This is a genomic window from Bacteroidota bacterium (genome assembly GCA_030706565.1).
Taxonomy (GTDB): domain Bacteria; phylum Bacteroidota; class Bacteroidia; order Bacteroidales; family JAUZOH01; genus JAUZOH01.
Genome location: JAUZOH010000077.1, coordinates 1 through 13211 on the forward strand (window position 1 = coordinate 1; position 13211 = coordinate 13211).

The 13211-nt window shown below is 39.0% G+C and carries 8 protein-coding genes and 2 tRNA genes; 4 read left to right on the forward strand and 6 right to left on the reverse strand.

The features are described 5' to 3' along the window. On the forward strand, positions 1-372 hold a 372-nt coding region (locus Q8907_05980), incomplete at its 5' end, for a gliding motility-associated C-terminal domain-containing protein (protein MDP4273816.1). A gap of 280 nt (positions 373-652) precedes the next feature. On the opposite strand, the gene Q8907_05985 is transcribed toward Q8907_05980, so the two are convergent. The 6 genes from Q8907_05985 to rsgA all read right to left on the reverse strand — a co-directional run bounded on the left by Q8907_05985 (position 653) and on the right by rsgA (position 8974). Next, on the reverse strand, positions 653-1270 hold the full coding sequence (locus Q8907_05985; protein MDP4273817.1) for a hypothetical protein: 618 nt from the start codon (positions 1268-1270) through the stop codon (positions 653-655). Between the two features lie 288 nt (positions 1271-1558). After that, positions 1559-1644 (reverse strand) — tRNA-Leu (locus tag Q8907_05990). Positions 1645-1742: 98 nt separating this feature from the next. Beyond that, a tRNA-Gly gene (locus tag Q8907_05995) sits at positions 1743-1815 on the reverse strand. Positions 1816-1891: 76 nt separating this feature from the next. Beyond that, positions 1892-4474 carry a DNA mismatch repair protein MutS gene (gene mutS, locus Q8907_06000; GenBank protein MDP4273818.1) on the reverse strand — a complete coding sequence of 861 codons (2583 nt, stop codon included), beginning with the start codon at positions 4472-4474 and terminating at the stop codon, positions 1892-1894. A 634-nt stretch (positions 4475-5108) separates the two neighbouring features. Further along, on the reverse strand, positions 5109-7892 hold the full coding sequence (locus Q8907_06005) for a response regulator (GenBank protein ID MDP4273819.1): 2784 nt from the start codon (positions 7890-7892) through the stop codon (positions 5109-5111). Positions 7893-8041: 149 nt separating this feature from the next. Further along, on the reverse strand, positions 8042-8974 hold the full coding sequence (gene rsgA, locus Q8907_06010) for a ribosome small subunit-dependent GTPase A (protein MDP4273820.1): 933 nt from the start codon (positions 8972-8974) through the stop codon (positions 8042-8044). 233 nt (positions 8975-9207) lie between these two features. Here rsgA and Q8907_06015 point away from each other — a divergent pair, with 233 nt between their 5' ends. The 3 genes from Q8907_06015 to Q8907_06025 all read left to right on the forward strand — a co-directional run bounded on the left by Q8907_06015 (position 9208) and on the right by Q8907_06025 (position 13199). After that, positions 9208-10530 (forward strand): citrate transporter, encoded by a 1323-nt coding sequence (locus Q8907_06015; GenBank protein MDP4273821.1) that lies wholly within the window; start codon positions 9208-9210, stop codon positions 10528-10530. A 62-nt stretch (positions 10531-10592) separates the two neighbouring features. Then, complete coding sequence (locus Q8907_06020; GenBank protein ID MDP4273822.1) at positions 10593-12560, forward strand: KUP/HAK/KT family potassium transporter; 1968 nt, start codon at positions 10593-10595, stop codon at positions 12558-12560. A 6-nt stretch (positions 12561-12566) separates the two neighbouring features. Continuing rightward, the gene (locus Q8907_06025; protein ID MDP4273823.1) at positions 12567-13199 is read left to right on the forward strand and encodes an O-methyltransferase; all 633 of its coding nucleotides are present in this window, start codon (positions 12567-12569) and stop codon (positions 13197-13199) included. Positions 13200-13211: the final 12 nt, after the last annotated feature.

Here is a 13211-nt window from a genome sequence, read left to right on the forward strand (position 1 = left end):
GAATCTATTAACCAGGTTGGTGACAGCCTGTATACAGTAAAAATTACAGATGCACATAATTGCTTCTTCGTCGATTCCATTTCTGTAAACAGCATCAAGGGCAACTGCCTTTCCATTCCCAATACCTTCACTCCCAATGGCGATGGATATAATGATACCTGGGAAATCGATCACATGGACCTTTATCCCAAAGCAATCGTAGAAATCTATAATCGCTGGGGTATACTTTTATTCAGATCCCGGCCCGGATATCCGGATAAATGGGATGGTACCTGGAAGGGGAAAGTTCTTCCGATGGATTCATATTTTTATGTGATTGATGTTCATAATGGAAGTAAACCTTCTACTGGAAGTGTCACTATTATAAAATAGTGATCATTTGTTGAAAAGCTTGAGGTCGGTTGAAGAGTTTGAGATGGTTTGAAATAGTTCGAGATGGTTTGAGGTTGTTTTATAACCTGTAAATCCTGTCTGAAATTCATTAGTTAAAAAATATGACAGGATTAATATGAAATATTTGGAAATTCCAATCCTTGCTATCTCTCTTAAATAAGGGGAAACAATAAAATCAGTTTGGATTTAACAGGAGAACTTTTTTGCAAAAAAAGAGCCCTCGATTTAATCTGAGGGCTCTTCTTATCCGAGATAAAATTTATTTCTTTTTCTTTTTTGATGTAGGTGCAGGTTTTTCGTCGTTACCTTGTGCTTTTTCCAACTTTTCTTCAGCGGCATCATAAGCAGCCTGGGCTCTTTTCAATGATTCGGAAGCATTCTTCTTACTCATTTTACCTTTGTTTTCGTTGTTTTCCCCGGTCATTATTTTCTTATTGGCATCTCTTTCCTGTTTGTCAAGGTCTTTCATGTCCGTTCTATACTGTAAATTAACCTTTGCAAGTTCTTTTCTGGCATCAGCAGCTTCATTTTTATCTTTTGATTTCATACTCTTATTGATCGGCTTAATTTTAGCCTTATACTCTTTATCTTTTGTTTTTCTATCGGCATCTATTTTTTTAAGAGTAGCCTTACTTTCTTTGACCATTTGAGGGCCTGCCGTTATTAAGGAATCGGCAACTTTTACCTGTTTTTCAGCTTGAGTCAACTTGGCTTTAGCAGCTGTAACGCCAGCTTCTGCCTTTTTTATGTCTGCCTCTTTTTTGCTTTGAGCATTTTGTGTTTGTGCAAAACTAAGCTGCAAGCAGCAAACTGAGATTAACAGAGCCAAATTTATTTTTAGCATTTTGCATTTCTGCAGATTCAACCTTATTTTCATAATATCTAAATTTTTATATTAATTGGGTTTTAACCCAAAGTTATAATTAGAAAATTCAAGTTCTATTTACGAAAATACGCCGTTAGAGTTTCAATTCAATAAAATTATAAATGTAATAAAACAGCCCTGATTTAGGATGATATTTTTTATATTTTATTGATATTTAGTTTGAAGTGAGATTTAAAATTAAAAATTAAATTAGAATTTTAAATAAATAATTAATAATAGGAAGGGGGTAATGCGGAAGGCTATAAAACCAAAAAAGCCCCGATTACTCGAGGCTTTCTGTACCCGGGGCGGGAATTGAACCCGCACAGCCATCACTGGCCACAGGATTTTAAGTCCTGCGTGTCTACCAATTCCACCACCCGGGCAAATATGTGGTGAATTTTAATCTTCAATGTGAAAGTACTGATGCACTAATAGCAAAAAAGTCAAGCCATCAATAATTTGTATCAAAGCCTGACTTTAGAGCGGGAAACGGGACTCGGACCCGCGACCTCAACCTTGGCAAGGTTGCGCTCTACCAACTGAGCTATTCCCGCGTTTTGTGGCGTCAAAAGTACTACAATTTTGTGAAATACAAAAAAAATGACAAAAAAAATTAAGTACTTTTTATTTTTACTTACCAATCAACCTTTTAATGTCATTTAATTTATTTAGGGCTTCGACCGGCGTCAGGTTATTGATGTCACATTTTACAATTTCATCCCTGATTTGTTTGAGTACAGGATCGTCCAGCTGGAATATGCTGAGCTGGTAACCTTCCCTGCTGGATGCCAGTTTCTTAACCGGTTTGGTCAATGCCTTATTATTGCCATTTGAATTTTCAAGCTGGGCAAGTATTTCATTAGCCCGGTTGACCACACTCTTAGGCATGCCGGCAATTTTTGCCACATGAATTCCAAAACTGTGTTCGCTGCCTCCCCTGACCAGTTTACGCAGAAAAATAATCTTATCGTTTAATTCTTTAATAGAGATGTTGTAGTTTTTCACCCGGGGGAAGGATTTCTCCATTTCATTCAACTCATGATAGTGAGTGGCAAAAAGGGTTTTGGACTGAGCACCTGGATGTTCATGGATATATTCCACCATAGCCCAGGCAATGGATATCCCGTCGTAGGTACTGGTTCCCCTGCCAATTTCATCCAGAAGTATAAGGCTGCGGGGCGAAATGTTGTTCAGAATGCTTGCTGCCTCGGTCATTTCGACCATAAAGGTGGATTCGCCCATGGAAAGGTTATCGGATGCCCCAACCCTTGTGAATATTTTATCTACCACACCAATGGTGGCTGCTTCGGCCGGTACAAAACAGCCTATTTGGGCCATTAATACGATCAGTGCTGTTTGCCTTAGCAACGCCGATTTCCCGGACATATTGGGACCGGTAAGGATGATAATTTGCTGATCATTGCTGTCCAACAGGAGGTCGTTGGGAATATATTGTTCTCCCAATGGAAGTTGTTTTTCTATGACCGGATGGCGGCCCTGCCTGATGTCAATTACTTCCGAATCATTCACTGTGGGACGAACGTAATGGTTGGCTGTTGAAACCGTTGCAAACGACTGCAGGCAGTCGATACGGGCTATCATCGAAGCATTGAGCTGTATAGCCGGGATATATTCGGTGACACTCATCACCAGGTCGTTGAACAAATTCTGTTCAAGAGTCAGTATCTTTTCTTCGGCGCCCAGAATTTTTGATTCGTATTCTTTAAGTTCCTCGGTGATGTATCGTTCGGCATTAACCAGGGTCTGTTTGCGTATCCATCCCTGTGGTACCCTGTTTTTATATGTGTTGCGTACCTCAATATAATATCCAAAAACATTGTTGTAGGCAACTTTGAGTGAGGCAATTCCGGTCTTTTTTATTTCTCTTTCCTGAAGGTGGAGCAGGTAATCTTTACCGGAATGACAAATCTCGCGCAATTCATCCAGTTCCTGCGATACTCCTGAGGCGATCACATTTCCTTTGACGACCAAATTGGGTGGATCGGCCTGAATTTCTTTGGCAATCCGTTCACGAATAATGGCGCAGGGATTCAATTGTTCTGAAATCCTGCACAGGGTGGTTTCGCCGGTTTGCAGGCACATAGACTTCAGAGGTTCAATGGCACCAAGGGCAACCTTCAGCTGTACCATCTCTCTGGGAGAAATCCTGTTGACGGCTACTTTGGAAATGATGCGCTCGAGATCTCCTATTTGCTTGAGTTGCCCATTGATCTGACTGCCGGTTTCAGGATGGTTTACCAGGTAATCTGCTACATTGAGCCTGTCGTTGATGGGCTGCACATCTTTTAGTGGAAGCGAAACCCATCGTTTCAACAAACGTGACCCCATGGGCGTTATGGTCCGGTCGATTATATCTATAAATGTTTTTGCCCCTTCATTCATGGAGTGAAACAACTCCAGGTTACGTATCGTAAATTTATCGAGCCAGACGTAACGTTCTCCCTCAATCCTGGAAAGTTTCGAAATATGCCCTGTTTGGGTGTGTTCAGTGAGGTCGAGATATTGCAATATGGCCCCCGAGGCAATAATTCCATTATGCAGGTTTTGTACCCCGAAACCTTTAAGGGAATTGGTCTGAAAATGTTTCAATAGCTTTTCCGTAGCAGTCTCTTCGGTGTAAATCCACTCATCCAGCTTGGTAACATAATATTTATTCCCGAAATAGTTTTCAAATTCCTTTTGCCTGCTTTTCTCAATCAGTACTTCCTTTGGGGCAAAATTGCCCAGCAGTTTGTCTACATATTCGAAATTGCCTTCAGCAGTGAGGAATTCACCTGTGGAGATATCCAGGAAAGCAACGCCAGTGTTTTGTTTATCCATAAAAATACTGGCCAGGAAATTATTTTCCTTATTCTCCAGGATATTTTCATTATAAGCCACCCCGGGGGTGACCAGTTCAGTAATACCACGCTTTACAAGTGTTTTGGTCAGCTTTGGATCTTCGAGCTGGTCGCAGATGGCTACCCGTTGTCCGGCCCTTACCAGCTTGGGGAGATAGGTATCAAGAGCATGATAAGGGAAACCGGCTAATTCAACCGACTGCGCATAGCCGTTGGCTTTGTGGGTAAGGACAATACCTAAAATCTCGGAAGCTTTGACGGCATCGCTGCCAAAGGTCTCGTAAAAGTCGCCTACTCTGAAAAGTAAAACAGCATCGGGATATTTCCGTTTGACGTTGTAGTATTGCTTCATCAAAGGTGTATCGGCATGTTTGCTATTTTCTGACAATGTATATGAGGTAATTAATGGTTAGACGAAAAATAAATTTCGCAGTTGCCATACAATCTGCGTAAATTCTGTAAAGGTAAAAATTTTGCAATTTTTTTCAAAAAAGGTTTTATTTTGAATTATCAGTGTCCGGGAGAAATAAAAAGATTCCTCGCTATGCCCGGAATGATAAAAAGTTCATAATTGTTTACATTTGGAGGGGTGGGTTTGCAGCATTGCCGCAAACCAATCCCTCCAAGTATCTATAAATAATTGTCATCTTGAGCGTAATGATATGTAGCGAAAGATCTTTAAGCTATATTGAAATTTTAATCGGACAATAATAATTTTGAATATAGAAACTATTTAGATTTAAAAATATGATCATTGATATTCTCCAAGAAATGGAATTCCTCTCTTCAATTCTGCACACAAAGGCGGAGAACCAAAATATAAAGAGGGTTTGAAGCAGCCGAGATAGTTCGATTGAATTAATGATAAAGGATGAATGTCCTAAAACTTTATAACAATTCACCGGTCAATTATAGCCTCTTCTGAAAAGGTGGAGGTTGATGGGCAATCATGCCCCTTAAATTTCATTCCCTTTTGTGAGGGAGAATTATGATTTTGGGAAATATTTATCCATCAATGACAGAATGACCTCATTTTTCACAGGTTTGCTGATAAAATCATTTATCCCGGCGGCAAAGGCTGCTTTCTGATCTTCAGGATTAGCCTGAGCAGTCATGGCAATAATTGGCGATTTCATCCCCATCTTCCTGAGTTCTTTCGTAGCCTGAAAACCATCTTTCCCCGGCATCATCAAATTCATAAAAATGATATCAAAGTCAGTAGATTTTGATTTGGTTATTAGTTCATCTCCGTTTCTGACAATGGTGACCGGGTATCCCAGTGAATTGAAAATGGATTTTGCTACCTGTTGGTTGATCACATTATCTTCAGCAACAAGAATGTTAATTGTTTTACCTTTTTTTATTTCTTTGGAATTATAAGAGATTTTGACATTGGGGCAAAGTGCAAGCAGCAGCTTTTCAATCCCTGATGGATCGAGAGGTTTATTAATATAGGTATCCACACCCAGTTTTCTGCTTTTTATAAAATTACCATCCTTATGATTAAGACTGACGATCCAGAGGGTTAATTTTTCAGAAATATTTTTATCATGCAGTTCTTTTGCAATTTTGAAGCCGTCACAGGAAGCGGTATCGTATAAGATAACCAAATGATATGCGGGAAGTTTCGAATTTTTACTGTTAAGAATCATTTTAATACTTTGTTCGGGTTTTGAACAAAGTTCTACATCTACGCCCAGATTATCGAGGGCATCAAGCAGTAAGTCTTCATTTTTATTATCATTACTGACAACCAGGGTTTGTAATTCATCAAAGTCCTCTATTTCTGAAAGATCAATATTTTTCTCCAATTTATTATCGGCAAAGGCAGAAATGGTAAAAGTAACGGATAAACCTTGTTCGTCCCGGCGGTTATCCGGAGAGGAGGGACTTTGTGCGATCAATTCCCCGCCCATCATTTGTACCAGCCGTTTGACGATATAAATTCCTGTTCCCTTGTCTTTTATACGGCTATTGACAACTTTTGCAGAGCCTATCCCTGCTCCAAAAACAGCATCGACCTGTTCCTGAGACATCCCTTTCCCATTATCCGAAACGGAAAATTCAAGTATCAGGTTATTTTCTGTTTGTTTGGCTAAATTGGCCTGTACTACAATCCTGCCTTTCGTGGTAAATTTTATAGCATTGTCAATCAGGTAGGTCAATATTTGCTTTAAGCGTAGCGGATCTCCGATAATACGGTCAGGAATATCTTCTGAAATCCCATAGTCCAATTTCAGATCCCTTTTCTGGATGAAAGGCTGGAACTGAGTAATTGCAGTACTGACAACATCCTGCAAGTTATATGAAGTTTCTTCAAGTGATATTTTGCCTGCCACCAGGTTTAGAAAATTGAGTATATCTTTTACTGTAACCGATAAAAATGAAGCTGATTTTCTGATATCTTGGATGGCTGCCTGTTGTTCGTCATTTAAGGAGGAATTCAGCAAAATGTCCGACATTCCTACTATTCCATCTGAATTAGCGCTGATTTCGTGATTGATCTTTTCGAGGAGGTCGGTATTTAAAAAGTTGACTTTATCCCCTGAAAAAGAATTCAATACAGAAGTAAGGTTGACAAATATTTTTAGAGACAGGTTTTCGCCGTTGACCGGCAAGATGTTTTCTTTTTTCAACACCACAATCTCTTTATCATTATCCAGAAATGAAAAAACCTGATTATTCAGCCGTTTTTCAAATCCCGGGCATTCGGATATATTTTTAAATGCAGCCGATAAATCCTTTCCCCTGAGGGCCTGTTGGTTTGGGACCATGAATAGTCTTACTGCCTTTTCGTTCATGATCTTTATTTTTTTTCTGCTATCTAGCAGCATGGCGGCAAAAGGAATAGATTCAAGTATATTTTGGAGCTGACCATTGGTAAAATAGGGTTTGTTCCTTTTTTTGTATATAAACAGAAGGGATAAGGATAGGAAAACCAAAAGTCCGAAAAGTAACCAGAGCAATTGTAAACCGGAGAAGTATGAATTTTTTTGTGAAAAGATTAGTCCAATGGTTTGTTTAAAACATTTCATCGGGTAATATACAGAAATACAATGAAAATCTTTTTTTTCTATGCTGATTGTATGCCGTATTGTTTTGATATCTGACGAGGAGGAAATATCCTGAAGTATTTTCTTCAGACCTTCAATTTCAATACTTTTACCTTCCAGGTTACCTGAAATAAACTGGCCATTTTTATTAATCACCCATTGCCATTTTTTATTTTTGATATAATAACCAGTGAACAGGTTGTTGAAGTAGGTGTCAAGGCATAGGGTTACCGATAGATTCCCACATATTTTGTTCCCGGCCATCAGGGGGACAGTGTAAATATATTCCCCCTTGTTAAAATAGAAGGTATCCCGGGTTGCTGTTCCTATCCCGTCCCTGGAAATGAAGTTATCTTCTATAAAATTCTTGTTTTTGTCTCTTGATATATTAAAAGCATTGTTATCCTTGTCTAAAATTGAAAGGGAAGAAATCAGGTTTTGGTATTTGGAATAGAAGATTTCAAGGTCTTTAATTTGAGCTTTAGGCAGGCTGTTTGCTTCAAGATCCGTTTTTGAAAAGGGTAGCGCTTCTTTTTTTAAGTTGTCTGAAAAATCTTCAAGTTCCCCGTTGATATGGTTCCCTAAGGTGGCAATTTCCTGGTTTGATAATTGTATGGTATTCTTGTTAAGTTGATGAATAACAATTATTGAAATAATTATATCGATAACTATGAAGAGAATAGAAGCAGAAATAAGAAAATGTTCAGTCTTTTTCATAGAATACAGGTTATTGAAACAAATTGGTCTTATACGGTCTACATTTTACGACAGTTTATTAAAATAGTTTGTGTAAAACAAAGTAAATGTGCAGGAAATGGTATATGTACGTCATCATAATCAATGATTTGGTCATTAAAAATGCAACGTTAAAACCTATATTTATTCTCTTCTTCAAAAAAAAGGCTAAGATAACTTCTGTAGCGGCTTGGGCTGATGATTCCTTTTTCCATGGCTTCTTTCACAGCACAGCCTGGTTCGTGGGTATGCGTGCAGTTGTAATACTGGCAGGCTTCAGAAAGTTTAAAAAATTCAGGGAAATAATGATAAAGTTCTTCTTTTTTCAGGTCAATAACGCCAAATCCTTTAATTCCAGGGGTATCGATAATATAACCTCCTTCAGTCAATTCGAACATTTCGGAATAGGTGGTGGTATGTTTCCCTGAAAGATGGGCCTCTGAAATTTCCGCAACTTTAAGATGAAGGTCAGGATCTACGGCATTAATTAACGAGCTTTTTCCTACACCCGAATTCCCTGCCAGCAGGGATATTTTATTCAGGAGCAAATCATGGACCCTATCAACGTTTATATTTTCAGTCACGGATAATTCATAGCAGGGGTAGCCAATATTTTCATAGATGAGCTTGAGCGCCTTGTGATATTCCTTCAGTTCTTCGGAATAAAGGTCTATTTTGTTGAAAATTAATTTTACGGGAATATTGTAGGCTTCGGCAGTAACCAGGAATCTGTCAATGAACTCGATGTTCGTTTCGGGACAGGTAAGGGTGACGATTAGCAAGGCCTGATCAATATTGGCGGCAATTATCTGGGCCTGTTTCGACAGGTTGGAAGAACGACGGATGATGTAATTTTTTCTTTCTTCTATTTCATTAATAATTCCTGACTTTTCTGAGGGTGAATACTCGAAACCCACTCTGTCGCCTACTGTAACAGGATTCGTATTTTTTATTCCTTTTATTCGGAATTTTCCTTTTATTTTGCAGGGAATAATTTGCTTGGTTTCATCATCTTTGACTTCTATCCAACTACCCGTTGATTTTATTACTAGACCTTTTGACATTAATATTTTTTTTTACAAATCTATATGGATTTTTTCTCTTAACGGCATAATATAAGAAAGTGCAATAAAATTAGTTAATTTTAAATGAAATTGTAATTTCCCCTATCTTTTTTCTTTAGAAAAAACATTAAAATATCAAAAATAGTTATTTTCGCAAAGTGATAAATAAGAAATCAAGGGGTAAAAAAATAATAAGAGCAAAAAAATATAGGGTACATGAAAAAATAGGGGGTATGAAAATATTTAGATATGTTGTTTTAATATTATTGCTATTTGTGCCCTCTTCTGTTTTTGCTGGAAGTATCAACTCTGTACCCTGTGTCGGGGGGATTCGCTTAGAATTTATACTATTTGGATTAACTTTGGTGGGAGTGGCTGTTTTTCAGAAAAAAACCATGCAGGTGGCCCTGCTGGGTTTATTCCTGATCATAGGGGTAAAGTTGTTATTTGTTCCTGATTTTTCCTTTGTACATCATTTTTTGGGAGACGGGCAAAAAACCGGAGAGTGGCATATTTTGTTAAATCTTTTAGGTTTGTTGTTGGGTTTTGCCATTCTTGCCCGGCACTTTGAGGAATCGAAATTGCCGGATATATTGCCGAATTATCTTCCTGATGATTGGAAAGGAGGGTTTGTCTTATTGTTGCTGGTTATGTTTCTGGCAACATTTCTTGATAGTATTGCTTCGGCTATGATTGGAGGAGCCATAGCTTTTATTGTTTTTAAAGGGAAGGTACATGTAGGTTACCTGGCTTGTATCGTGGCCGCCAGTAACGCAGGAGGTGCCGGAAGTGTGCTTGGAAATACCCCTACCACCATGATGTGGATTGACGGGGTTAGTCCTTTGGGGGTTACTCACGCGTTTATCGGCTCCATTGCTGCATTTTTGATTTTTGGCGTGGCCGGTTCAATACAGCAAGACAGATTTCAACGCATACAAAAAGATGCTACCTCTGGTGTGGAAGTTGACTGGGGCAGAATTTCAATCGTTGTGCTCATGTTGGTTTTAGCCATAGTTTTTAATTGGGTTATTGGCTTCCCTGCTTTGGGAGTTTGGTTAGGAATATTGATAGGGGCTTTATACCGTAAAACAGCATGGAGTGAATTGTCCAAATCCATTAAAGGTACCATCTTTTTATTGGCTTTGGTCACAGCTGCCTCCTTGATGCCTGTTGAAGATTTGCCTGCTGCATCATGGAAGACTTCGTTTCTGCTGGGATTGGTTTCAGCCGTTTTTGATAATATACCTTTAACCAAATTATGCCTTGACCAGGGTGGATACGACTGGGGCCTACTGGCTTATGCCATAGGTTTTGGCGGTTCTTTGATCTGGTTTGGTTCTTCGGCCGGCGTTGCCCTTTCAAACATGTATCCCGAAGCGAAATCGGTTGTAACTTATGTAAAGAAAAGCTGGCATGTGACCCTGGCTTATGTGGTTGGATTTTTTATCATGTTGGAGGTAGCAGGCTGGCATCCACAGAATATTCAGGAGAAAAATGAAATTGGGCAAAAAACTCAGGTAGAGCAAAAAAATCAAATAAATTCCTTAAAAAGATAATTAATATGGAATTGATTATCTTTGCAGGTTTTTCACAAAATATTAACTGTTGGGCTTAAATAATGATAGATAATTACAAAAGTGCGAACACCATATCAAAACTGAGTGTTGGTGGGTTAATTGTAACCTTGGGTATAGTGTATGGTGATATCGGTACTTCACCCTTGTATGTGATGCGTGCCATTGTAAGCGGCATGTTGAAATTCTCCCCGGATTTTATCATGGGGGCCATTTCCTGTATATTCTGGACCCTTACTTTACAAACCACCATCAAGTATGTTCTGATCACTTTAAATGCAGACAATAAGGGTGAAGGTGGAATTTTTGCTTTGTATGCCCTGATCCGTAAGAAAAAAAGATGGGTTTATGTTCTGGCAATTATTGGCGGAAGCGCCTTAATTGCTGACGGGATTATTACTCCTTCTATTACCGTGGTATCTGCTGTTGAAGGTTTGCGTATGGTTGATCCGGGCATCAACGTCATACCTATTGCCTTGGTTATTATCACAACCCTTTTTATTATTCAGCAGTTTGGTACCAATGCAATTGGCAAATCCTTCGGCCCGATGATGTTTCTCTGGTTTTTTATGCTTGGCCTGTTAGGCATTATTCAGGTTTTAAAATATCCATTCATCATCAATTCACTTAATCCTTATTATGCTTTTAAATTTCTGACTGCTTTTCCAAATGGTTTTGTCCTTTTGGGTGCCGTATTTCTTTGTACTACGGGTGCCGAGGCTTTGTATTCGGATCTGGGGCATTGCGGAATGAGCAACATCAGGGTGACCTGGGTATATGTTAAAACTTGTCTGGTGTTGAACTATCTGGGTCAGGGTGCTTTTATCATCAAACATCCGGAAACGGTTGTAGGAACCAACGTAAATCCTTTCTTTGTGATTATGCCTTCCTGGTTCCTTTATACAGGAATCATTATTGCTACAGTTGCAGCTATTATTGCCAGCCAGGCCTTGATAACCGGTTCGTTCACCATATTCAGCGAAGCCATTCCGTTGAATTTCTTTCCCAAGATAAAGATTACGTATCCGACTAACATCAAGGGGCAGATGTATATTCCTCTGGTTAACTGGTTCCTTTTTGTTTCCTGCATATTTGTGGTTTTGTTTTTCAGGGAGTCCTCCAACATGGAAGCAGCTTACGGTTTGTCCATCACCATCACCATGTTGATGACCACCATGCTGATGTCTTATTTCCTGCAGCTTAAAAAGATCCCTCATTTTTTAATTGCCATTTTTGTACTCATTTATCTGACTATTGAAGGTTCTTTTTTGATTGCAAACCTTCATAAATTCTCACATGGAGGTTGGTTTACCCTTATGATGGCCGGGATTATCTGTACCTGCATGTATGTTTGGTACAAAGGGCGTAACATTAAAAAGCGTTTCACTCAATTTGTTAAAATTCAGGATTATGCCGAAATTTTGAAGGATCTTAAGACCGATACCACCATTCCCAAATATGCAACCAACCTTATTTATCTGACCAGGGCTGATTCCAGTACGGATATTGAGTCAAAAATCATCTATTCCATCATCAATAAACAACCCAAAAGGGCAGATACTTATTGGTTTCTACATGTGGATATTTTGGATGAACCCAGGACCCTGGAGTATTCCATTGAAACACTTATTCCGGATGTATTGATACGCATTGAGTTCCGTATAGGGTTTAAGGTGGATACCAAGATTAACCTTTATTTTAAACAAGTGGTTGAAGACCTGGTGCATCATCACGAGATGGATATGTTGAGCCGTTATCCCTCTTTGCGTAAGCATTTGATCATGGGCGATTTTAAATTTATTATGATAGACCGTATTCAAACCGTGGATTATGAATTTTCGCCTTTAGAGCAATTTGTAATGGGGTTGTATGCTTATATCCGGCGCATAGGTATACCCGATATTAAGGCTTTCGGTTTGGATACAAGCAGTGCTTATGTTGAGAAAGTTCCTTTAATTGTGAAGGGGACTACGGATATTAATATTAAAAGAGTGAAACCTTCTGGTTTTTAAATGAATATGGATCCGGCACTTGAAAAATATTTCCTTTCCCATTCAGATGAGGAAGATCAGCTTCTGTGTGAATTAAGCAGGCAGACGCATTTGAAATATGTGAACCCCCGGATGGTGGCCGGCCATCTTCAGGGGAAAATCCTGGAGATGATCAGCAAAATGATTCGTCCGTCAACTATTCTTGAAATCGGCACATTTACAGGTTATTCTACTATTTGTCTGGCTAAAGGGCTCACCGGCGAAGGGATTATGCACACTATTGAAATCAATGATGAACTGGAGGATTTTACCACTTCCTGGTTCGTAAAAGCCGGTTTGGCAGATAAAATTAAGTTACATTTAGGAGATGCCTTATCCCTAATTCCCCAGCTGAATTATTCATTTGACCTGGTTTTCATTGACGGTGAAAAAAATGAATATCCGGCTTACTATAATCTGGTTTTTGATAAGGTTCGTCCAGGAGGTTTTATCCTGGCTGATAATGTTTTGTGGAGCGGGAAAGTTGTTACCGAAGCTAATCGGCCCGACGGTTCGACCCGAGGGATACTGGAATTCAATGAAATGGTGCTGAATGACAAAAGGGTGGAAAAGGTTATTTTCCCTTTGAGGGATGGACTGACAATTATCCGTAAAAAGTAAATTGAAGAGAAA